At 37.7% G+C, this 24,390-nt stretch carries 21 protein-coding genes; 13 read left to right on the top strand and 8 right to left on the bottom strand.

The window, feature by feature from the left end; all coding sequences use genetic code 11:
- Position 1 precedes the first annotated feature (1 nt).
- Complete coding sequence (locus AC6H0V_RS17515) at positions 2-373, top strand: hypothetical protein (protein WP_497561496.1); 372 nt, start codon at positions 2-4, stop codon at positions 371-373.
- Between the two features lie 333 nt (positions 374-706).
- Here AC6H0V_RS17515 and AC6H0V_RS17520 read toward each other — a convergent pair whose 3' ends face one another.
- The 3 genes from AC6H0V_RS17520 to msrA form a co-directional block, all read right to left on the bottom strand.
- Entirely contained in the window at positions 707-3,427 is a 2,721-nt protein-coding gene (locus tag AC6H0V_RS17520; protein ID WP_497561497.1) for a carboxypeptidase regulatory-like domain-containing protein, read from the bottom strand.
- A 241-nt stretch (positions 3,428-3,668) separates the two neighbouring features.
- Positions 3,669-4,301 carry a nitroreductase family protein gene (locus tag AC6H0V_RS17525; RefSeq protein ID WP_497561498.1) on the bottom strand — a complete coding sequence of 211 codons (633 nt, stop codon included), beginning with the start codon at positions 4,299-4,301 and terminating at the stop codon, positions 3,669-3,671.
- A 179-nt stretch (positions 4,302-4,480) separates the two neighbouring features.
- Entirely contained in the window at positions 4,481-5,080 is a 600-nt protein-coding gene (msrA, locus tag AC6H0V_RS17530) for a peptide-methionine (S)-S-oxide reductase MsrA (RefSeq protein WP_497561499.1), read from the bottom strand.
- 140 nt (positions 5,081-5,220) lie between these two features.
- Here msrA and AC6H0V_RS17535 point away from each other — a divergent pair, with 140 nt between their 5' ends.
- Both AC6H0V_RS17535 and AC6H0V_RS17540 read left to right on the top strand, forming a co-directional pair.
- Complete coding sequence (locus AC6H0V_RS17535; protein WP_497561500.1) at positions 5,221-5,604, top strand: hypothetical protein; 384 nt, start codon at positions 5,221-5,223, stop codon at positions 5,602-5,604.
- Between the two features lie 143 nt (positions 5,605-5,747).
- Positions 5,748-6,710 (top strand): isopenicillin N synthase family dioxygenase, encoded by a 963-nt coding sequence (locus tag AC6H0V_RS17540; RefSeq protein ID WP_497561501.1) that lies wholly within the window; start codon positions 5,748-5,750, stop codon positions 6,708-6,710.
- Between the two features lie 153 nt (positions 6,711-6,863).
- Here the strand turns inward: AC6H0V_RS17540 and AC6H0V_RS17545 are convergent, their stop codons facing one another.
- On the bottom strand, positions 6,864-8,681 hold the full coding sequence (locus AC6H0V_RS17545) for a serine hydrolase domain-containing protein (protein ID WP_497561502.1): 1,818 nt from the start codon (positions 8,679-8,681) through the stop codon (positions 6,864-6,866).
- 40 nt (positions 8,682-8,721) lie between these two features.
- A complete protein-coding gene (locus AC6H0V_RS17550) occupies positions 8,722-10,377 on the bottom strand; it encodes an amidohydrolase (RefSeq protein ID WP_497561503.1) in 1,656 nt (551 codons plus the stop codon).
- Between the two features lie 126 nt (positions 10,378-10,503).
- Here AC6H0V_RS17550 and mutL point away from each other — a divergent pair, with 126 nt between their 5' ends.
- The 8 genes from mutL (at position 10,504) to AC6H0V_RS17590 (ending at position 19,938) form a co-directional block, all read left to right on the top strand.
- Entirely contained in the window at positions 10,504-12,342 is a 1,839-nt protein-coding gene (mutL, locus tag AC6H0V_RS17555; protein WP_497561504.1) for a DNA mismatch repair endonuclease MutL, read from the top strand.
- A gap of 257 nt (positions 12,343-12,599) precedes the next feature.
- On the top strand, positions 12,600-13,331 hold the full coding sequence (locus tag AC6H0V_RS17560; protein WP_497561505.1) for a rhomboid family intramembrane serine protease: 732 nt from the start codon (positions 12,600-12,602) through the stop codon (positions 13,329-13,331).
- Positions 13,324-14,169 (top strand): rhomboid family intramembrane serine protease, encoded by an 846-nt coding sequence (locus AC6H0V_RS17565; protein ID WP_497561506.1) that lies wholly within the window; start codon positions 13,324-13,326, stop codon positions 14,167-14,169. Before AC6H0V_RS17560 ends, AC6H0V_RS17565 begins: the two co-directional genes overlap by 8 nt.
- Positions 14,169-15,287: an endonuclease/exonuclease/phosphatase family protein gene (locus AC6H0V_RS17570; protein WP_497561507.1), complete on the top strand. Its 1,119-nt coding sequence runs from the start codon at positions 14,169-14,171 to the stop codon at positions 15,285-15,287. The genes AC6H0V_RS17565 and AC6H0V_RS17570 overlap by 1 nt, the downstream gene beginning before the upstream one ends.
- 111 nt (positions 15,288-15,398) lie before the next feature.
- The gene (cysS, locus tag AC6H0V_RS17575; protein ID WP_497561508.1) at positions 15,399-16,859 is read left to right on the top strand and encodes a cysteine--tRNA ligase; all 1,461 of its coding nucleotides are present in this window, start codon (positions 15,399-15,401) and stop codon (positions 16,857-16,859) included.
- 51 nt (positions 16,860-16,910) lie between these two features.
- Entirely contained in the window at positions 16,911-17,897 is a 987-nt protein-coding gene (locus AC6H0V_RS17580) for a M28 family peptidase (RefSeq protein WP_497561509.1), read from the top strand.
- A 110-nt stretch (positions 17,898-18,007) separates the two neighbouring features.
- On the top strand, positions 18,008-18,865 hold the full coding sequence (locus AC6H0V_RS17585) for a DUF4440 domain-containing protein (protein WP_497561510.1): 858 nt from the start codon (positions 18,008-18,010) through the stop codon (positions 18,863-18,865).
- Between the two features lie 191 nt (positions 18,866-19,056).
- Positions 19,057-19,938, top strand: coding sequence for a glycerophosphodiester phosphodiesterase family protein (locus tag AC6H0V_RS17590; RefSeq protein ID WP_497561511.1), 882 nt, complete (start codon positions 19,057-19,059; stop codon positions 19,936-19,938).
- A 124-nt stretch (positions 19,939-20,062) separates the two neighbouring features.
- Here AC6H0V_RS17590 and AC6H0V_RS17595 read toward each other — a convergent pair whose 3' ends face one another.
- Genes AC6H0V_RS17595 through AC6H0V_RS17605 form a run of 3 tightly spaced genes read right to left on the bottom strand, consistent with a single transcriptional unit; the run spans position 20,063 to position 23,041 of the window.
- Positions 20,063-21,025 carry an AAA family ATPase gene (locus AC6H0V_RS17595; RefSeq protein ID WP_497561512.1) on the bottom strand — a complete coding sequence of 321 codons (963 nt, stop codon included), beginning with the start codon at positions 21,023-21,025 and terminating at the stop codon, positions 20,063-20,065.
- On the bottom strand, positions 21,026-22,390 hold the full coding sequence (locus AC6H0V_RS17600; protein ID WP_497561513.1) for a peptidylprolyl isomerase: 1,365 nt from the start codon (positions 22,388-22,390) through the stop codon (positions 21,026-21,028).
- A gap of 60 nt (positions 22,391-22,450) precedes the next feature.
- On the bottom strand, positions 22,451-23,041 hold the full coding sequence (locus AC6H0V_RS17605) for a hypothetical protein (protein WP_497561514.1): 591 nt from the start codon (positions 23,039-23,041) through the stop codon (positions 22,451-22,453).
- A gap of 165 nt (positions 23,042-23,206) precedes the next feature.
- Here AC6H0V_RS17605 and AC6H0V_RS17610 point away from each other — a divergent pair, with 165 nt between their 5' ends.
- Entirely contained in the window at positions 23,207-23,812 is a 606-nt protein-coding gene (locus tag AC6H0V_RS17610; protein WP_497561515.1) for a hypothetical protein, read from the top strand.
- A complete protein-coding gene (rdgB, locus tag AC6H0V_RS17615; RefSeq protein WP_497561516.1) occupies positions 23,812-24,390 on the top strand; it encodes an RdgB/HAM1 family non-canonical purine NTP pyrophosphatase in 579 nt (192 codons plus the stop codon). The genes AC6H0V_RS17610 and rdgB overlap by 1 nt, the downstream gene beginning before the upstream one ends.

Raw genomic sequence — 24,390 nt, forward strand, 5'->3', positions numbered from 1 at the left:
CATGATTAAAATAATCCCTTTTATTGCCATAGGAATAATAACCACTACTGGATGTGGTCTGGGCATGAACTCGAACAATCAATCAATTACCGTTAAAAAGAACGAATTTGGCTACCGGTTTACCGCAGAATACCCAAAAAGGAAAACCGAAAAAGTGATCAAATACATCAATAGCACCTTAAAAGAGGATAAATTTTTTACCGACCCGAACGAACCCAAAGAAACCAATGTTAATTTGGGAGATTCAATACGGTTTCACCTCGTTTCGGAACCAGGATATATAGACATTAAATTTAAAAAACTAGATAATCCTCCAGGTTCTTATCGAAAGTTAGAACAACTATGCGTAGGGATTAAAGAGGTGTTGAAATAATAGAGTTAATAATCATGGATGATAGACGATGGACAATAGACCATTGCCTGGATGGCGAATGTTTAAGTTAGAAAAATCAATTCTGGGGTTAAGCCTATTCTCTCAGTCTATGAACTATAGATGCAAAGACAGATTTTAATCCAAATCACCAAAATATGTCACACTGAGCGTAGTCGAAGTGGAGGGGAAACCACCAGATCCTGACATCTTCTTGCGTATATTTATTTGACCGGCTAAACATTCTATTAGCTTAGAAAGACCTATATGCATTGAGATAAGCCTTTGCGCCCAAACTATGGACTATCGATCATGGACTATCGACTATTGCCCAGCTCACTTCACCGCATAATGCAAGACCGTTCTCCCCACATTTCCATTTTTATCAATCCCTTCGATAACTGCTCTGTAATTACCTCTTCCATCTGCGTTAAAAAATTCGAAGCTAAAGTTCCCTTTTTCATCCGTAATCACCTTTGGGTTCCAGTAAATGGTAGTACGAAGGTCGTTATTAGGATAGGTTACACCAGGAAGATATTTTGGAGAATAAAACTCCCTTTCTTTACTATATCCCATTGGCATAAAGGTGATGATGTTGTTTTTTGGGAATAGATTCATCAACTCGTCTTTTGTCATTTTTTTGCCTACTGGTGCTTTCTTGGTATTAATAACCATCACCCCTTTAGTTCCATAGACCCTATCTATTGTGCCTAAATCGTCTTTCAAAAAGATCTCAACAGATTCGAGATCAGCAACATTAACAGAGTTGATATCACGGGCGTCAACAGAATTGCCATTGATAAAAACCTGTACGGGCGTTTTGTTCCCTTGATTAAAATCTCTCGTAACGTAGAAGTTTTCTTGATCAAAAGTTAATCCTGATGCTTGCGACTTTAAACATTCGAGCAATAGCGAACAACCTACAGTGAACCTATCGCCTGGTATGAGGTGATCAGGCATCATGCTTAGGCCCGAGAGTGCGCTATGGTCTGCGTGACTGGGTTTCTTAATCGCAGCGCCTTTAATTTCCACGGTTTTTAGGGTTCTCATAAACCGGTATTGTTTCTGGCTGTTAGCTAAGTACGCAGATAATACCGTATCGATATTGGTAACTTCTTCTGCGGCGTATATATTTTTTGAAGATCCAGGCGTCGGACTTCCATCTAGCATAATCATTAAATTTGCTGAATTTGGATTGTATTTTGCGCTAATAACCACTTGGGAAGAATCAGGAAATACTAAATTTTTAAAACTAAATACGCCTAAATTACTCGTTAAGGTCTGCGCTGAAATGGGTTTTCCTGGAACCATCAATCGCATTGCGCCTTTTTTAAAGGGCATTCCCGTACGGTCTCTTAATGTTCCTGTTATCGAGATCCCATCTTCAGGCAATAAGGTTACGGTTGGGTAAACTCCAGCTAGAATATCTTTGTAAGCAAACCTTCGATAACCTTGTGTTAATAAAAGCTTATCCAAATCGGATGCCTTTTTTTCGTCCATTTTAGTGAAATAGTAATTGGGTTTTTCTATAAAACCCTTTAAGTCTGAAGTTAATAACAATGAACTCAATATGGTAGTCTCGGTATTTTCATCCACTGGTACTTTTTGCTCATCGATTACCGCCACAGAAAAATCACCAACAACTGGCAATCCTGCACTTTTTGCATCAACTGTTATCTTAACTTTTTGGCGAGGCTTATAGGTAGGTAGATCTGTTTTCAGGGTGATATTCATCACATCTGGATGCATAATAAAAGTTAATCGCTCACTGATGGGATTGCCTTTATCGTCAAATAATGTAAGTTGCAATATGCCCGAAGGAAAGCTCTTTTTTGGGATTTTGGTAATGATGATCTGATTTTTTAAGCTGGTTTTTGCCGCGTAATAAATTACGTTCGAATTTTGCGCAACGATAAAAAAGCTTTTATCCTTATTGGCGTTGTAATAGGCCTCATTAGCCAACACCTTTAGGTTGATAACATCGGCATTGCTATTAATAATCTGTAGTGCGATACTTGATTCCTTTGCTTTTGGGAGATCGTATGTTTTTACCAGTCCATCTTTAAATATTACTTTTGCCTTATAACTTTTTCCAGGTTCGGGTGAGATATAAAATGAACCCATGCCCGCAAAAGAAGAATTAAATGAGGTGATTTCATTATTTTGATCATCTATTATACTTCCTTTAACATCTAAACCTAAACCAGATGATTTTAATGCCTTAAATCCTATCTGATTGGGGATGCCCTGAATCAATTCGCCGCCTTCCGGGAAAAATTGGAAGTCGGCATCATTTACAACTTGTTTTAAATTAAAAACTGCATTGGCAGTTTCCTTATCGCTAATATTGATATCGGTGATAATACTGCCAAAAGTGATTGGCTCGCCTCCCTTACTCGTTACCACCACATTTAAGACCCCGTTCTGATCAGTAGTTCCCCTGCCTTTAGAAAATTCGTCGTAATTAGAGATCACCTTCCAATTTACTGTTTTATTGGCATAAGCTTTTTTGTTCAGATCCTTAAATTGGATCTTTACGGTAGTCTTAATATTCTTATCATTCTGTTCGTTTAAATAGGAGACATTGGTAATTAATTGCTTATCGATAGCCTCGCCCAATGGAATATTTTTAGTAAAAAAATAGGCATCACTGAAATTAAGCATCCAGAGCGTATATGCCCTTACATAATAATTGCCCTGTTTATAATTGAGCATATTTAAAGGAATATTGCCATAGGCTACGCTATTTTTGACAGGCAGTTTTAGCGTTTGCATTAACGAATCTTTTGAATTTCTAACTTCAACGTAAACAATTTTGCTTAAAGGTGAGGGAAGATTTTGCTCAATAGTTACATAGGCCTTAAACCACATTGTATCAGCCACCGCATAGTAAGGTTTATCAAAATGAAGATAAACTTTTTCGATGGGCTGTTCGTCCGTTAATCTTTTTGTTTTAGCAAGGATATTGTTTAAAACCACACTATCCTGGGCCACTGCAGAAAGATTGAAAATTATAGTTAAGATAAGTAATGGAAAAAAAACTCTAGTAAATCTCATTAATATTTTAGCTTTTGGAATAATCGCTAATATATTGATTTATGATGGTTAGGAAGATATCAATAGTAATCTTTAACATATTTTTACAATTTGCGTAGAGCGTACAACGTGTGGGGGAGGGTGTAGCGCATAAAAAAAACCATATAAGATATTTAAGTTTTCGGCTTATCTACCTTATATGGTTCAAAATTATAGCGCGCGCACCTTGGGGTGTCTAAAGGTGCTCCCATTTGGTTATATTTTAGTTAAACTCTATAATAAACTCCTCAACTGGTCGGCGTACTTTTTTCATATTTACTAACCAATCTCCCGACGCGTCTCTGTAGCCTAAAGGCAATAGGGTTACGCTTCTCAGCCCTTTGGCCTTTAAGTTCAATACTTTATCAACTTCTGGGCCATTAAATCCTTCCATCGGACTAGCATCTACCTGTAATAGTGCAGCCTGTGCAATGGCTAAACCAAAACCTATATAAGCTTGGCGAGCAGCGTGTTGAAAATTTTCTTCCGCGCTTCTAGGCGTATAGAGATTGATTAAGGATTTTTCGAAATCAGCAGTTGCTGAATCGGGCAAGCCTCGTTCTTGGTTACTATGAGCAAATACATTTTTAATTCTTTCTTCAGTATAATTATCCCAAGCGGCAAAAATCAAAAGGTGTGACGAATCCACCACTTGCGATTGATTATTTGCATGAGACAATAAGGATTGCTTTACATCTGGATTAGTAACTACAATTACTTGATAAGGCTGTAGACCAGAAGAAGTAGGTGCCAAACGAGCGGCCTCTAAAATTTGATTAACTTTTTCTTGCGGAACTTTTTCGCCATTCATTTTTTTGGTGGCATATCGCCAATTTAAGGCGTCTAATAAGGTCATAATCGTTCTTTTATTTTGAATGGCACAAAGTTGAACAATATAATTTTGTTCCTAGTTGATGTATGATAAGATAAGTGTCATTTTACAAATCCTGCATTAATCCAAACTCCCAACTTTACGCTTCGAGGATGATTACACCGGTTTTTTAACTGATGTCTCCAAACTAATAACTCCCTCCCTCAATGTTTCAACTTGGCCTTGAACAATTTTTCTAATTTTTCCATCTTAGGTAAGATTACCAATCGGCAATAAGGTAATTCGCCATTTTTTATAAAGTAATCTTGATGGTAGTTTTCTGCCACATAAAACGGTTTTGCTTTTTCAATACTGGTAACTACAGGCTTACCAAAGGCATTCGTTTTATTCAGTTCGGCCTTGTATTTGGCCGCAGTTTCCCTTTGCTCATCGTTATGGTAAAATATAACCGAACGGTATTGAGTACCGAAATCAGCACCCTGACTGTTCAGCGTAGTTGGATCATGACTTTTCCAAAAAACTTCAAGCAGCTCATCATAACTTATTTTTGCGGGATCGAAAGTGATTTCAGTAACTTCCGCGTGTCCAGTGGTGCCCGTGCATACATCTTCGTAAGAGGGATTTGCAACATCTCCTCCTTCGTAACCTGATTTTACTAAGGTAACCCCATTTAAGCGCTCAAAAATCGCTTCGGTACACCAAAAACACCCCATGCCAAAGGTTGCTTTCTGAAGCGCGGGCTTTTGGGCATCCACATTTTGTGTAGAAAAAATGAGGAGCGCAAGTAGTGTGATATATTTCATGTGAATTTGATTTTTAAGTAATTATACGTAAAACTATAAATGATAGTTTTTTTAAAGTAAAAAGGGACTTATCGCTGACATAATTTAATTTTAAAATTATTCATACATTTATATAGCCAATATTTTTTTTATAAATGACGATGAGAAAATTACTCGCCCTGTTAATTATAACATTTCCCCCTTTTTGCTTAAAAGCACAAAGCACCATCGGAGAATCGAAGGAGAATATTCGAAATATCATTAAATCAAATGCGAATTTTAAACTGTTAGCGGGTAATGATTGTGATACTTTAGTTTTTACAGAAGGGATGCAAACAATTTTTAATTACAAAAACGATGTTTGTTATAAATCCACAAGTGTACTACCGTTAAATTATATGCCGGCTCTTACAGATAAAATGGGAAGCGGGTCTTATAAAAAGAAAAACGACACCACTTGGGTAGACACAAAGAAAACAAGAAAAATAGAAGTTTCGATAGATAAAGAAAAGGGTCTTTGTTACGTAACGACAACCGCATTATGAAAAATAGCTAAAACCTGATTGTATAGATCATTTGTTAATAACTTAAACAATTGTTTTGTAATTTGTTATCCTACAAAAAAGCAACAGCTTAAGGTTTGTTAACATAAATATCTAAATTTAACTATTCATTAAAACAAAATTATATGTCTACACCGTATATCCCATGCCTTGATCTAGGCACTTACATTAATGGTAATGAAGAACAACGCAAAAAGTTTTCTGATGAATTAGGAAGAGCTTTTAACGATTCGGGTTTTGTAACCATTACGAACCATGGCGTAAGTCAGGAACTAATTGATAAATTATATAGCAACATTAAGGCTGTTTTTGCATTGCCAGTTGAAACTAAACGAAAGTATGAAAAACCAGAACTAGCCGGCCAGAGAGGTTATACTAGCGCTGGTAAGGAAACTGCAAAAGGTGCTAAAACAGCCGATCTAAAAGAGTTTTGGCAAATTGGTAATGAAGTTAGCGATGGGGATCCTATCAAAAATGAATATCCTGATAATGAGGTATTGGAAGAGATCGAAGGATTTAATGCCATTACCCGAGAGATTTACATGAAGCTCGAAGAAAATGGAAAACAGTTATTGAGAGCCATCGCCACTTATTTGGAGTTGCCTATCGACTATTTCGATAAGCATGTTCATAATGGAAATTCGATTTTACGAGGAATTCATTATTTCCCAATTGAAGATCCAGAATCATTGCCTGATGATGCGGTACGTGCAGGTGCCCATGAGGATATAAACTTAATTACACTACTAATCGGTGCTAGTGCCGATGGGTTGGAAGTGCTAACCAGAAGCAATGAATGGCTGCCAATTAAAGCTCACCATACTGATATTGTGGTTAATGTGGGTGATATGCTGCAACGTTTAACCAATAACAAATTGAAATCTACAACTCACAGAGTGGTAAATCCGCCTCGCGAACTGATGAAAACTTCACGTTTTTCTGTTCCGTTTTTCTTGCACCCACGTTCTGATATGGACTTAACCAGTTTGCCATCAACCATTGATGCCGAGCATCCAAAAGTATATAGCGATATGACGGCGGGAGAATATTTAGACGAAAGATTGAGAGAGATAGGACTTAAGAAGTAGTTTATAAAGGTTGGTCGGGATTTGCAATCCCGATCCTAGACCCTCGGATTTGCAATCCGCCTTTAAATTTTTAGCCACAGATTTTAAAGATTAACCCTTAAAATCTGTGGCTATTTTTATGTTTAACCCAACTCCCAACTCCACACTCCCAACTTACTTCAACCCCTTATCAATTGCCCTATTGATCGCATCCTGGATCCGCGGACGAATTCGCATATTTCCTAGATTTTCGGTAACGGTTGGGTTAACCCTGTTGGATAAAAAGATATATACTAATCCTCGGGATGGATCTACCCAAACTCCGATTCCGGTATATCCGGTATGACCAAAAGTTTGAGAAGAAGCTAATTCAGACGGATATTTTTTGGTAGCATCTGGATCCCAGCGGTCAAAACCTAAACCTCTTCTACTCACATTTGATTGCTTGGCAGTAAACATATCCACCGTTTCTGGCTTAAAATATTGTTCTCCGCCATAGGTGCCTCTATTTAACATCAATTGATAATAGATAGCCAAATCATTGGCATTCGCAAACAAACCTGCGTGTCCTGCAACGCCTCCTTTTAAGGCTGCCCCTTGATCATGTACATATCCTTCGAGCAAGGTTTTTCTAAATGCCTGATCATCTTCTGTTGGAACAATTTGATCTTTGCTAAACCTATTTCTTGGGAGATAGCCGGCGGTGTGCATCCCCAATGGGGTATAAAAATTATCAAGTACGTACTGGTTTTCTGGTGTTTCGGTAAGGTGTTCTACGATATCCTGCATTACGTACATGCTAATGTCACTATACACATAAGTACCGCGTGTTTTAATGGGCGAATTCAACATCTTAGGCCACATAAAATCGCTAAAAAATCCTTTTTTGATGTAGTACCTGTCGGCCACTTTTGTTGGAAAATTTGCAGATGAATCCCTGCTATAGTCTCCTTCTTTAACATAATTATGAAATGGAATATAGGGAATAAATCCTGCCTGATGCAGCATCACCTCACGTACATGGATGGCATTCATCGGGGTATTTCGCACTTTTGGGATGTAAAAGCCAATGTTTGTATCTAAATTGAGCTTATTTTGCTCAACTAAGCGCATCACAGTTGGCGTTGTGGCAGTAACTTTTGTAACCGAAGCCAAATCAAAAATGTCGGTAACCTTATCCGGCATTACATTATCATAGGTATGGTATCCAAATGCCTTGTTATAGATAACCTTACCATCTTTGGCCACTAAAACTACCATCCCAGGTGAGGCTTTCCCTTGGATGGCTTCAAGCGCAATTTTATCCACTTCCGCTAGTTCATCAGCATTCACACCCGCATCTTCGGGTACCGTATATTTTAATCTGGTAACGGTAGTGGTAAAACCCGCCCCGTTATTATATTTGGAAGAAAAGTTTTTGGTGATTTTCTGCTGGGCCGCAATCCCGCCGAAAATAATTTGGGGAACAACCATCGCCGCTTCGACATTAACCTGGGGGCTCCAAACAATTGGCATAGTGAAATTATCCAAAGTGCTTAAATTTTTACCCTCACCAAATAAGGTTAGCACCACGTTCTTACGTTTGCCCACATTGGCAATAAAATTTAAAACCTTTCCGCTTACTACGGCCTGGTTATTTAAATTTATAAATACGGTGTTGTAGTATTTAAGATCATCTTCTAAATCATTATAGGTAGCCGAATCTTTGTATTTAGCGGCGCTTAATGATTTGACGTCTGCATATTTATTCAATAGGCTATCAAAGGCAAGCTGATGTTCAAAGCCAAAATCTATTGAAACAAATTTCTTTTCGGCCAAGCCTTTGATTGGAATAAAGGCTGATTGATTGTTAAGTAGGACTACACTATTGGCAATTGAGGTTATATTTTTTAATCTTATTTCATTTTGTTTATGATCTTGGGCGCAAGCGCTGAAGGTAAACACGGCAATCAAACAGGTGGCAACTATGCCGATTAGGTTATTTGTTTTCATTGGTTTTTGCAGTTCTCTATACATTAACGGGGGCTCTTATTTAATTCTTATTTTTAGCTTTAATCTTATCTGATACATATACCTGCTCGCCATTCAAATAGGTCCTAAGTACGGTATTGCTTAATATTTGTTGAGGGTTCGCTTTCATGATGTCATTTTCCAGCACAACAAAATCGGCAAATTTTCCAACTTCCAAACTTCCCTTTTCTTTCTCTTCAAAATTAGCTTTTGCGGCCCAGATCGTCATTCCGCGTAAGGCTTGCTCTGGGGTTAATGCATTTTCCATTTGATATCCGTTCTGTGGGAAATTTTTATCGTCTTTTCTAATTGTTGCGGCATAAAAGGTGAGCATCGGATTGATCTGTTCTACGGGGAAATCTGTCCCCAAAGGAATCCAACCATTTTGATCAAGTAATTGCTTGTAGGCATAAGCGCCTTTTACTCTTTCCTTGCCCAAACGATCAACGGCCCAATACATATCAGAAGTAGCATGTGTAGGTTGTACCGATGGTATTACGCTTGCGCTTCCAAATAAGGCAAAATCAGGCTGTGCCACTACCTGGGCATGCTCTATACGCCAACGTTTATCATTTTTTCCTCCTAAAACCTGATTATATATATTTAAAATGCTTCGATTTGCCGAATCCCCAATGGCATGGGTACACATTTGAAAGCCATGTTCATTGATTTTTTTGGCTACCTCATTAAAATGTTTGATATCGCTCAGTAAAAATCCGGATTTGTTGGGCATGTCACTGTAAGGTTTTAACAAGCAGGCTCCCCTAGATCCAAGGGCTCCGTCTGCATATACTTTAAAAGCACGGACGTTTAACCAATCGGTTTTTATTTTGCCACGTTTAAAGAGGTAATCGTAATTCTTTTCTGCATCAGACAGCATCACATATAGACGCATCTTTAAACTTTTATTGGCTTGTAGTTTTTCTATAAATTCTACGGCCTCATAATCTAGCCCACAATCATCTATCGTAGTTAAGCCTACTGCAAAACAATTTTTTTGGGCATCCAACATTATTTTTTCTGCTTTTTTAGCATCTGGCGGAGGTACTTTATTGGCAACAAGTTCAACCGCATTGTCGATAAGCAGCCCTGTTAATTTACCATTTCTTTCTACAATATCACCTCCGGTAAGGGTAAACGATTTCGAGATGCCTGCTTCATTTAATGCGCTCTGATTGGCTAAAGACGCGTGTCCATCAATCCGTTCCAATAAAACGGGTCTATTCGGAAAAAGTTCATCCAGTTTTTCCTTGCTTGGAAATTGTTTATCTGTCCAATCATTTTGGTCCCAACCTCTTCCTGTAAGCCAACCCTCGGGATGGGTCTTGGCAAATGCGACAGTACGTTCTAAAACCTCCTCCCAGCTTGTTGTACCTCTCAAATCAACACTTTGTAAGCTCTCTCCATAACCAAAAAAATGAGCATGGGCATCGATAAATCCTGGATAAACGGCTTTTTGATCTGCATCTATCTCTTCAGTTGAACTGTATTGTTTGCGAATATCAGCACTGTTGCCAACACTTAAAATTTTTCCATCTTTAATGGCCATTGCCTCTACCACATCAAAGTGATCATTAACTGTATAAATTTTAGCATTGTAGATAATCAAATCTACTTTCGGCTTACTACAGCTACATAAAATGAGTAGTGAAGCCAATAAAGTAACCGTTCGTTTCATGTTTTAAAGATAGGGATTACTAATTAGCTAATTAACAAATTTGTCACAAAGTGATGCATTTTTGCATAAATTAGCTAATTTTCGCCCTTATTTTCGCTAAATTAGCACCCTTACTAAAGCACATAAATGTCTGATATAATACAACTTTTACCCGATAGTGTTGCCAATCAAATCGCAGCTGGAGAGGTGGTGCAAAGACCTGCATCAGCGGTAAAAGAATTGCTCGAAAATGCTATAGACGCAGGGGCAGATAAAATCCAATTGATTGTAAAGGATGCCGGAAAGGCATTGATCCAAGTTATTGATAATGGGTGTGGCATGTCTATCACCGATGCAAGAATGTGCTTTGAGCGGCATGCAACCTCAAAGGTGCGCAAAGCGGAAGACCTGTTTGCCATCCGTACCATGGGTTTTAGGGGAGAGGCTATGGCCTCTATCGCAGCAATTGCACAGGTAGAGATGAAAACCAAACGTCATGAAGATGAAGTAGGTACGCTTATCCAAATAGAAGGTGCAACATTTATAAAGCAAGAACCTATTGGTACTGCAAATGGTACAAGCATTTGTATTAAAAACCTATTTTATAATACGCCCGCACGCCGCAATTTCCTCAAAAGCAATCCCGCAGAAATGCGTCATATTATTGACGAGTTTCAGCGTGTGGCCCTGGCTAAACCGCACATTGCGTTTAGTCTGCATCATGATGGCCTAGAAGTGTACAGGTTGCCATCAGCATCGATGAAACAAAGAATTGTGCATTTATTTGGGAATAATTACAACGAACGCCTCATTCCGGTTGAAGAAGAAACAACCATTATCAACCTAAAAGGATTTATTGGTAAGCCAGAGTTTGCGAAAAAAACTAGGGGAGAGCAGTTCTTTTTTGTGAACGATAGATTTATTAAAGATGCCTATCTTAATCACGCGGTAAACAAAGCGTATCAAGAACTGTTGTCAGATGATAATTTTCCATTGTATGTATTGTTTATCGATATTGATCCTGCAAAAATCGATGTAAATGTTCATCCCACTAAAACGGAGATCAAATATCTTGATGAAAGGTCAATCTATGCCATCATTCATTCTGCAGTAAAAAGATCATTGGGCAGGTTTAATATTAGTCCAACCATTGATTTTAATCAAGAAACAGGCTTTAGCAATATGATCAGTCATAAAGCGCCAGAAGATATTGTACCCCCTAGCATAGCTTTTAATCCGGATTTTAACCCTTTTGGCACTACAAAAACTAAAGAATCCAGCTATTCAAGAGGTCAGAACCAACAGTTGGCTCCAAGTAAAAACTGGGGTTCGTTGTACGAAATCAATAATCACCACTTACCTGCCCAAGGTGCAATAGATTTGGGCAATGAAAATGAAACCCAATTTGAGCCTTTGCAAAAGCAATTTATGCAGATACATCAGCGTTATATTGTATCTCAAATTAAATCTGGGGTAATGATCATTGATCAACAAGCCGCGCACGAAAGGATTTTGTACGAACGATTTTTGCTGCATTTAGAGGATAGAAAAGGAGCATCGCAACAAAGCTTATTTCCACAAACGGTTACCTTGAGCCCGAACGATTACGAATTGGCAAAAAGTCTGCTCGACGATATTAAAAGTTTAGGGTTTGAAGTGAGGGAGTTTGGCAAAAATACACTGGTAATCGAAGGAATCCCCGTTGATTTGGGAAGCGCTAAAATTAACGAAACCCAATTATTTGAACATTTGATAGAAGGTTTTAAAAATTCGCAACAAGAGCTTAAATTAGACCGACGGGATGCACTGGCCAGGAGTATGGCAAGAAATAGTGCAATTAGGGGGGGTACAACGTTAAGCCAGCAAGAAATGAATACGCTTATTGAAGAGCTTTTTGCTTGTAAAACACCTAATTTTAGCATTAGTGGAAAGCCAGTAGTACAAACTATTGCCGTGGGTGAAATTGCACAAAGGTTTGAAAGGTAAGTGAGAGAAGGAAGATGCAAGATGGGAGATGGAAGATGGAAGATGGAAGATGGAAGATGGAAGATGGAAAAGGGAATTGGAACAAACAAGTTAGATAAAAATCGGTGAAATCATCTTAATCCCTGCCTGTCGGCAGGCAGGTGTGTAATCAACCGCTACGCGACAGGTTGGAAGGAGATTGAACAAACAAGTTAGATAAAAATCGGTGTGATCACCTTCAAATCGGTGAAATCACTCAATGCTCAATTATATAATATATGAATAACATTACGCCTGTAGTTAAAAATCTGATCATCATTAACGTGATCTTTTATATTGCAACTTGGGTTTTAAAGTCTCAACAAATAGACTTAACAGAGATCTTAGGTGCACATTATTTTGATTCCCCGAAATTTCAGATCTGGCAACCTGTTACCTACATGTTTATGCACTCTGACCGGGATTTTATGCATATTGCTTTTAACATGTTCGGATTGTATATGTTTGGAAGCATTTTAGAAGCACATTTTGGAGCCAAAAGATTTTTGAACTTTTATTTAATAACCGGTCTGGGCGCTATATTTTTTCAATGGGCAGTGCAGGCTGTAGAGTTGCACCAACTTACGGGATCAATTTTTTTTAGCGAACAATTACGATCTGAGCTGTCAATTGGACAGTATAATCCTTCTCTCTATACGCCTAGTCAGGCCTCAAATTTATTGTCTATTTTCATAGGAACGATGGTTGGTGCTTCGGGAGCGCTTTTCGGGATCATGATTGCCTTTGCGATGCTCTATCCCAACATCGAACTCATGTTGATGTTTTTCCCCGTACCCATTAAAGCTAAATATTTTATTCCAATATATATTGTCCTAGAACTTTTCTTGGGGGTTGCTAGGATCCAAGGCGACTCTGTTGCCCATTTTGCCCATTTGGGTGGTGCATTGATCGGCTTCATTTTGGTGAAACTTTGGCGCAATAAAACCAATTATTTCGACTATTATGAATAGAAACATTTGGTTTGATTTGAAGCAAAAATTTTTCAAGTCCGGCGGTCCGTTAATGTTTTATATTATACTAAATGTAAGCGTATTTATCGTTATTGAACTTATTAAGGCCATTAGCTCAAAAATGGGTTATGGCGACTTATTTGAAGAACAGGTTATATATCATTTGGCATTTCCAGCCACATCATCCCTTTGGCTATCCCACATCTATACTATAATAACCTTTCAATTTATTGATGATAATTTTTTTCATCTCCTATTTAACATGATCTGGTTGTATCTGGCAGGAAGGATTTTAATGGATTTCATTAAACCTCGTCAGTTCCATTTTATTTATTTGTTAGGTGGAGTAGCCGGTGCATTATTTTTCGGATTATATTCTAATGTTTCCTTTTTCAAGCCATTGCCATATATAGCTCTTACCACCGCATCAACAGCAGTAATGGCTATTTTTGCATCTTTAGCTACCTTGGTTCCAAATTATAACCTTAGGTTGATGTTTATTGGGAACATTAAGGTTAAATATCTATTTCTCATCTATTTAATACCTAACCTAATTAGTGTTGCGCAAGGGGATTTTGGAACTGGTGTAACCCATCTAGGCGCTGCACTCCTTGGATTTGGCTATATTAAAATCTTGCAAAATGGTAATGATTTAAGCGCGATTTTTAAGAAAAAGCCTAAATTAAAAGTGGTTAGGAGTGAAAAAAACCCAAGACCATCAAATAACGTAGTTAATCAAAAGGAAATTGATGCTATTTTAGATAAGATCTCTAAAACAGGATACGACAAACTTAGCAAAACAGAAAAGGATACCTTATTTAAGGCAAGTAAAAATTAATGGCGAAAAATAACACACCCTTTTTTAATAAGTTTATTGTAGCTATAGCAGTAATTGCCGCAATAGGCTTAATCGGCGGCGCACTTGCAGGTAGTTTTAATCCTTTACAACACATTATAATAGCTTTTTTGGGCTTGGCCTATCCCTTTTTCTTGTTAGCTAACGTGATTTTTTTATTTTGGTGGTTACTGCATAAAAAATGGGCCTTAGCTTTTTTTACCGTAGTGATTATCTGTTCTGGGTGGTATACGCTGATTGCCACTTTTGGCTTTTTTGGTGATGCGGGTAAAAATGTAAAGGAAGATCCAAAACTTATTCGGGTAATGACTTATAACGTTCATAACTTTAAACCCTATGGGGATGAAATTAATGTTGAGGTTAAAGAAAAAATGTTGGACGTAGTTAAAAAGCAAAACCCGGATATTATTTGCTTTCAAGAATTCTTTACTAAGTTTAAAGGCCCCTATGATATCATTGATAGCCTAAAAAAATTATTAAATACAGAGTATTTTTATTTTGAGCCCACCATGAAAAGCCAATCTGAAGCGATTGGTCTAGCTATTTTTTCGAAATATCCCATAAAATCCAATGGTGTGATCCCTTTCTCCAACTCAGATGGAAACGAAAGTATATTTGCTGATTTGGAAATTGGCAATCAGATGTTAAGAATATATAATATACACCTTCAATCTATTTCATTTGAAAAGGAAGATTATAATTATCTAGATAAGGTTAAAGGCATGGATGCAGAAGTAAGCTCAACCAAAAGAATCTTGCGCATGTTAAAGAGTGCCTTTAATAAGAGAAGTCTGCAAGTTGATATGATGAAAGCACACATGAAAACCTGCACAACACCGTATGTGATTTTAGGCGATTTTAATGATACCCCTGCATCTTACGCTGTTTCAAAAATGATGGATTCATTAAACAATGCATTTATAAAAAAAGGACAGGGATTAGGAAAAACTTACAATGGTAAATTCCCCAATTTTCAGATCGATTATATTGCCACCACAAAAGATATTGAGGTAACAAATTACCACATTATAGAAGCAAAATTGTCTGATCACTTTCCAGTGCGTAGCGACCTTCTTCTAAAAATAAAGCCAGCGAACTAACTGGTATAAAATTTACGAACGCTTACCTCTGATCGCTATGCGACAAATACCCCACACAAAATCAGATGAGCCAAAGGCATCCCTTTGGGACTTTTTATTTACATTTGCACCATGGAACAAAAGCTTCAGTTATACAATACCATTTCACGAAAAAAAGAGATATTCCAGCCCTTAAACGCACCTCATGTAGGCATGTACGTTTGCGGACCAACGGTTTATAGTGACGTGCATTTAGGTAATTGCCGAACTTTTATTTCATTTGATCTAATTTTTAGATACCTAAAATATAGTGGATATAAAGTGCGCTATGTTAGAAATATTACAGATGCGGGCCACTTGGAAGGCGATAGGGATGAGGGTGATGATAAATTTGCAAAAAGAGCAAAATTAGAGCAATTAGAGCCCATGGAGATTGTTCAAAAATATACATTGGGCTTTCGTGAGGTGATGAATATGTTTAATACATTACCACCAAGCATAGAACCCACTGCAACTGGACATATCATTGAGCAAATTGAAATGGTAAAAACCATCATTGATAATGGATATGCCTATGAAGTGGATGGGACTGTTTATTTTGACGTAGAAAAATACAGTAAAAGCTATAATTATACTATTCTAACCAATCGTAATTTAGAAGATATGCTAGCCAATACCAGAGAATTGGGTGGCCAGGATGATAAAAGGGGCAGACTGGATTTTGCACTGTGGATTAAAGCAAAGCCAGAGACCTTAATGCAATGGGCCTCACCATGGGGTCCAGGATTTCCGGGATGGCATATCGAATGCTCAGCAATGAGTGCTAAATATTTAGGCCAAGAATTTGATATTCATGGGGGAGGCTTAGACTTGGCGGCAACGCACCATACCAATGAGGTTGCCCAATCAGAAGCCTGCAGTCATCACCAGCCTGCCAAATATTGGATGCATACCAACATGCTAACGGTTAATGGTACGCGAATGTCAAAATCTGCAGGAAATGGTTTTTTGCCTGAAGAACTGTTTACGGGTAACCATCCGTTGTTAAAAAAAGGATATAGCCCAATGACGGTTAAGTTTTTCATGCTACAGGCACATTATAGAAGTACGCTCGACTTCTCAAATGAAGCATTAGATGCTTCGGAAAAGGGATTTAGAAGATTGATGAATGCGATAAATCTTTTGCCGAAATTAGTAGCAAGTGAGACTGGTGAATGCGAAATTGATCCGTTAAAGATCAATTGTGAAAATGCGATGAACGATGATTTTAATAGTCCCGTGGTAATTGCCGAATTGTTTGAAGCGGTACGTATAATCAATACCATTTATGATGGAGGATTAAAGATTTCTTTAGCGGAGCTCGAAAAATTAAAAGTACTTATGCATGATTTTGTAGTGGATGTGCTAGGCTTAAAGGACGAGGATTCGAGCAACACCGAATTAAATGAAGTATTGGATATGGTCATCGCCCTGCGTAAAGAAGCTAAAGAAAATAAGGATTATGCCACTTCAGACCGTATCCGCGTGGGTTTACAGCATATTGGGATCCAACTTAAAGATAGTAAAGATGGAACAACATGGAGTAAAAATTAGCCATTGTATGATTTCAATCATCCGATGACTAAAATAGTTAACTTAGAAAAAATGAAAAAACTTTTAATATTTGCGCTTATCGTCAGTCTTTATTTTCAGGCCTGCCAGCCTAACAAGCCAAAAGGTGACGATCAAAGTAGCGAAATCAAACTATCATCGCCAGAATTCGATGCCGACAGCGCATTTGCCTATACAAAGGCACAAGTTGATTTTGGGCCTCGAATTCCGTCAACATCATCACATGCCAATTGTGCAAAGTATTTAACCGAAAAGTTTAAGTCTTTTGGAGCACAAGTTTTTATTCAACAAGCCGCAGCTAAGACCTTCGATGGTAAAACACATCAATTTAAGAACATTATTGCTGCACTGTGTCCTGAAAAGACACAACGAATTTTATTAACTGCCCATTGGGATGCAAGACCATTTTCAGATCAAGATCCTGATCCTAAAATGCACGATAAACCCTTTGATGCTGCAAACGATGGCGCTAGTGGGGTGGCCATACTGTTAGAGATGGCCCGCCAGATCAATAAGAAACAACCCAATGTTGGCGTAGACTTTATTCTGTGGGATATTGAGGATTATGGGAAAGCAAACGATGAATCAGCTGGAGAAACCACATGGTGCATTGGATCACAATATTGGTCAAAGAACCCTCCAGTAGAAGGTTATAAACCCCTTTATGCCATTAATTTAGATATGGTAGGTGGCTCTAATGCGCAATTTACACAGGATGAGATCTCAAGAAAGTACGCCCCTCAGATTGTAAAAAAAGTGTGGGATATTGGTAATGAAATTGGTTATAGTGACTACTTTTTAAATGTACCTTCTGGAAGTTTAATCGACGACCATTTTTGGGTTAACCAAGCTAACATTCCGTGCATAGATGTTATTCACTATGCTGATGCGTCAGGTTTTTATATGAACTGGCATACCCAATTGGATAACCTCAACAATATTGATAGGAATACCTTAAAAGCGGTTGGACAAACGATGTTAGAAACCATCTATCGTGAGAAAGTATTAGCTTCCCGATAGCTATCGGGATAGCGGATTCGTTCATTAGCTAATCAAATTGTTTAATTGTTAATTACTTTTCGTCTACTCATCCTATTCAAATCCTATATTCGCATCACTATTTAAAAAAAATGAAAAAAATATTCTACACCCTTTTAATTCTTATAGTTAGCGCTAGTGTAAATGCACAAAAATCTGATGGAACTACAAAATCTCTGGTAAATGCTGAAAAAGCATTTGCCGCTGAAGCCATGAAGAATGGTACAAATGTAGCCTTTACAAAATTTTTGGCTAATGATGGACTTGTTTTTAGGCCCAACCCTACAAACGGTAAAAAGTTCTATGCTACAGCTCCAGATATGAAAAACCTAAGCTGGACACCTACTTTGGCAAGGGCTTCAAGAAGTGGTGATTTGGGTTTCACATCAGGAAATTATGTGCATAGTGGAGATCAGAAAACATATGGTCACTATCTTTCGGTATGGAGAGTGAAAGATGGAGTTTGGGAAGTAATCCTAGACCTAGGTACCGGAACCAGTAAGCCCCTAAAAAATCTTACTGTTGATTTCGCTGAGCCAACAGATCATTATATGCCTAAACTTGCAAAGGAAAAGGATCTTAAGGCAAGTAGGGAGATTATTAATACAACAGAAAAGACATTAAATACAACGTTAAAATCTTACGGGCCGAGCGCATTTGCCGGCTTTTTAAACAAGGGCGCACAGCTCATGTTCCCGGGCACAGAATTAATTGTGGGTAAAGAAGGAATCCAAGCATTTAATAACCGGATGATCGATAAGATTAGCTTAAAAACTCTTGGTTTTGATAAAGCCTTAGGGGCAGATATTGCTTATACCTATGGGGTTGCAACAATCGATTATAAAAGCATGGAACTTCGAGAAAGCTTTAACTACGTGTATATTTGGGAACGACAGTCTGATGGGAATTGGAACATTATGAGCCAAATTTATACCTTAGCAGAGCGCTAAGTTTCACGATAGGATAACATAGGTTAAAGGGGATTTCCGCATAGTGGAGATCCCTTTTTTTATTTGGTTAACTTTCTCAAAGAAATTCTTTCTGCACTTAATCGGTTAATTGTAGATAAGCAATCGATTAACCAGTTAAACAATCAACCCGCTTATCACCTAATTGGCGCTATTATTGAAGCTTATTCCGAATGAAAAAACCTGCACTGATAATTATCGCTTTTTTAATTTCTATTAACGCATTCGCACAACAAAAATTTGATGTACAGGGGCATCGTGGTGCAAGAGGAATTATGCCCGAAAATACCATTCCAGCAATGATTAAGGGCTTGCAATTAGGAGTTACAACATTAGAAATGGATATTGTGATTTCTAAGGATAAACAGGCGGTAGTATCTCAAGAACCCTATTTTAACCACGAGTTTAGTTTAACACCTACCGGTAATCCAATTGAGTTTAAAGATGAAAAAAAGTACAATATCTATAAAATGAACTATGAAGAGGTTCGTAAATTTGATGTAGGAAGTAAAATTCATCCCCGCTTTCCAGGGCAACAGAAATTTAAAGCTTACAAGCCCTTATTGAGTGAACTGATTGATTCTGTTGAAGCATATGTTAAGTTAAATAAATTGGCAAAGCCTGATTACAACATTGAAACGAAAATGATCCGAAAAGGGGATGGCGAATTTCAGCCCGATCCAGCAACTTACGTAGAGATTATCATGGAAATCGTTAAGAGAAAACGATTGGAAAAACGAGTGATCATCCAATCATTTGATATGAGAACCTTACAATACCTGCATCAGAAATATCCAAAAATAAGAACTTCATTGGGTATTGATGAGAAAGAGGATTTTGAAAACAACATTGAACAACTAGGGTTTAAACCATCCATTTATAGCCCTTATTCTGTTCTTGTGGGTAAAAATTTGGTGGATAAATGTCATGCTGCGGGAGTAAAAATTATCCCATGGACGGTAAATTCTGTTAAAGATTTGGAATATTTTATCCGGTTAGGTGTGGATGGAATTATAACTGATTATCCGAATATTATGGGGCAATTGAAAAAATAATGGGAAGTAGATTTTCGTTTTAATAGACCTCGTAGGTTCTACAGAACCTACGAGGTTATGTAAGCGTCAATAAAACTAACTACTTAATTAAGCTATTTAATTTCTAGAAAAAAAGGTAAACAAATTAGAACAAATCCTTAATAATCTGCTCAATAGACAATCCTTCGGCCTCTGCCCTATAGTTACGTACAATTCTGTGGCGTAGGATTGGTTCGGCCACTGCCTGTACATCTTCGATATCGGGAGCATATTTGCCAGAAATAGCCGCATGGCATTTGGCACCTAAAACAAGAAATTGAGATGCCCTCGGACCAGCGCCCCACGAAATATAGTTATTGATGGATTCTGAGGCCAGCTCGGTATTTGGACGGGTTTTAGCTGCTAATTTTACGGCGTATTCCAATACATTATCGGTAACTGGAATATTTCTAATCAGCTTTTGGAAGTATTGGATTTCAGCCGAGCTAATGATTTTTTCGAGTTTTACTTCCCGGTTGCTGGTCGTATTTTTTACAATGGTTAATTCATCAGCAAATGCAGGATAATTTAACTGAATGTTAAACATAAATCGATCTAACTGCGCTTCGGGTAAGGGATAAGTTCCTTCTTGTTCAATTGGGTTCTGAGTGGCTAACACGAAGAACGGCTGAGGTAGAATGTGTGTATGTCCAGCAGCGGTTACCGCCTTTTCCTGCATCGCCTCCAATAATGCAGCCTGGGTTTTTGGTGGCGTACGATTAATCTCATCAGCCAAAATAATGTTCGAAAATATAGGTCCTTTGATAAATTTAAAGTGACGATCTTCTCCTAAAATTTCGGCGCCAATAATGTCACTGGGCATTAAGTCTGGCGTAAATTGGATGCGGTTAAAGTTAAGGTCTAAAACATTAGAAACAGTTTGTACCAATAAAGTTTTAGCCAATCCCGGTACACCAACCAATAAGCAGTGACCATTACTAAAAATTGCAATCAGCACAGATTTTATAATCTCGTCCTGCCCGATAACTACTTTGCCTATTTCGGCCTTAATATTTTTAAAGGATTGGTGTAGTGCATCTACGGCCTCTACCTCGTTCTTAAATTGCATTTAGTGTTTCTGGTCTTTATTAACCCAAAGTTTCATTTCATCACACGTTGAAAACTCGTCATCTATTCTAATATACGTAGTTTCTTTGCGTTTTTCAAACCACTCGCTCATTACCTTGGCTTCTTTCTCTTTTTGTGCACGTTCCTTAAACTTAGGGTAATCCTGATCAAGGTTTCCTTTATGTGGAGGTATTTTAGATTTTAGGAAGAAAATTTTATAACCTTCTTTTCCTTCTTGCTGACTTACAAATGGAACAGGCTTAGAGATGCTGCCCACTTTCATCGTATCAATTACCACAAAAACTGCAGGATCCAATTTTTCGACAGGGAAAAATGTTGTTCTAGCAGTTACATTATCTGCATATAACATCATACCCCCATTATACTGGGTTTCCTTGTTATCAGAAAATAAAGAGGCGGCGCTAGAGAAAGGCAATTTTTTGCTAATTAGATCAGCATAAATACTATCCGCTTTTAACTTCACTCTTTCTAAGCTAGCCGGAGTAGTTTGGGGCTTGATCAAAATGTGCCTAACATGCGCCTGTTCTCCTCTACGCTCAATTACCTGTACAATATGGTAGCCGTATTCTGTTTCAAATACCGGAGACATTTCTCCTGCTCTTAATTTAAATGCCCAAGCTGTAAATTCTTTCACCATGGTGGTTCTATCGATAAAGCCATAATCGCCGCCCTCGCTTGCCGAACCTGGATCTTCAGAATAGGTCTTAGCTAGAAAGCCAAAATCTTCACCGCTTTTGACCCTTAATCTTATGGCATCAAGCTTGTCATAAAATTTTTGTTTTTCATCTTTTGTTAGTTTTGGATGCAATGAAATTTCGCCAACTTCTACCTCAGTGCCAATATCTGGCAAACTATCTTTTTGGTAGGTTTCAAAATATTTCTTCACTTCTAAAGGAGTAACCGCAGTGTTTTCGGTAATTTTTTGCTGCATCTTTTGTGCAATCAGACCTTCTTTTACATCAGGTCTCATTTCGTCTTTATACTGCAATACCGATTTTTGCAAGAACTGTTCTAGTTTATCCTGGCCGCCCATGCGTTGGATCTGGTAACGCATTCTTTTGTCGAGCTCATCATCTACTTGGTTGTCTTCAACCATAATCGAATCGATTTCAGCTTGTTGCTTTAACAATTTTTGCACCAACATTTGTTGCAAAAAGTAACATTTCGCTTTTTCGTCTGCAGGATTTCCTTGATTTAAATAAATCGCATATTGTTGATTTAGATCTGAGAGTAAAATAATATTACTTCCTACTACGGCCACAACTTTATCTAAGATCGGTTTTTGTGCTTGGGCATTTATAAACAGGCAAATTAAACAGCCTGCTATTAATAAAAATTTCTTCATTCTATTGTTTTGGTATTTTGTATTTATGCAAAGTTAATATTATCTCTAACAACGCTTGTACTATTGCTTTGCTAGCTTTTTTAGTTCGTCATCATTTACCTTAACGGTATATTTTGCCCTTAACGTTTTAACCCATTCGTTTTCAAGTTCCTGCTGATAATCAGCAATAACTTGACCTTGAGCTTCCTCAAAACTTTTTCCTTTGTACTTTTCAGTTTGTTTGTTGTACTGTTCTCTCACTCCTTGCTCATTCTCCAGTACTTTGCTCCAAATCTTCTTCTCAGAGATGTTAAACATTAACACACCCTCTCTATATTCGTTCATTATTAAATCATACTCGACGTCCTTTGAACCCGCTTTTTTTTGTGCTTTTAGGGCTTTTTCGTAACCACTGATCTCTTTTTTATAGGCCGTATCGGTATCTAGATTTTGGGCTCTGGCATCAATCACCTTTAATTTAAAGTTAATGTAAAGCGAAAGATAATTGGCCAACTCTTGGTACGTAGCACTTGTTATACCAGCATGATTTTTTTTATAGACCCACATAAATTCTTTACTGCTAATGGATTTTCCATTCACAGTAGCAACATTTTGTGCAAATGAAGCAAGGGCAAAAAAACATAAGGTAAAAACGCAACAGACTTTTTTCACAAAAGACAACAGCTATATAATTTAATGGATAAAAGTAACAATTTTAAGGCGCTATAATAAGATATTTAACTAATTTTAACAGAAATATTTATAAAGTTATACGCAGAGCGATAGGCGTTAAGCGAGCCTCATGGTCCGCCAATCGCTTACCCAAAAATACATACTATGGCCAATCAACTCACTACTAACGCAGATGCGCTTCGTTTATTTTTTACCGAAGATGTTTATTTGGTTAAAAATGAGGCTGAAGAGCTGTTTGAACCCATCGTTAAACAAAATCTTGAGTCGCCAGTTAATGAGGGGAATGCAACAACAACCGTGGGGAAAATAATATTTCCGCCTGCGCCAATTAGTGGACCACCCGCCGCAGAGTTACCAAAAAAGACCTGGAATTTCGAATACCTGGGCAAAAACCAAAAAAGCATTTTAATTTTGGTTAACGACAGCGAAAATAAAGTTAGTTCTTCTAATGGAAATTTACTTTTGAGAAAATTGGTTGATGCAATTGGACTTGCAAATAACGATTTTGCACTTGTAAATTATGCTTCCTATGCCACAGCTAAATTTGAGGATCTAAATGGGTTTTTTAATTTTCAATTGCTCTTAGCTTTTGGAGTTGAGGCCGAAGTGTTGGGTTTAGCTCCACATTCGCAGCACCAACTGCACCATTTTGGCACTACAAAAATGATTTTTACCGCAAATTTACATGCGTTGGATAGTGATCTGGCAAGTAAACAAGTATTGTGGTCTACCCTAAAAAAATTAAAGTAATGGCCGATCAACTTGTTTTTGCAACTAACAACCTGCATAAAACTCAAGAGGTACGGGAAATTTTAGCGCCTGATTACCAAGTGCTCAACTTGGCAGATATTGGATGTAATGCAGACATCCCTGAAACTGGCAAGACATTCGCCGCCAACGCAACATTAAAAAGTTTGTACGTTGTTAAAAATTTCAGTCTTGATTGTTTTGCTGATGATAGTGGCCTGGAAGTAGAAGCGCTAAATAACGAACCTGGAATTTTTTCGGCAAGATACAGTGGTATCAGGGATGATAAGGTTAATATGGATTTTCTGCTCAAAAAAATGGAAGGGATCAGCAATCGGAACGCGCGTTTTAAAACCGTTATATCTTTAATTAAAAATAAACAGCACCATCTATTCGAAGGGGTAGTTTATGGCAAGCTTCGTACCATACCAATTGGCGATAAAGGCTTTGGTTACGACCCTATATTCGAACCCGATGGCTTTAGCATCACCTTTGCAGAAATGGATACAAAATCAAAAAATAGCATCAGTCACCGCGCCATTGCCATGCAAAAACTAATCGCTTTTCTTAAAGGAATGTAA

The sequence above is a fragment of the Pedobacter sp. NO84 genome (genome assembly GCF_059703915.1).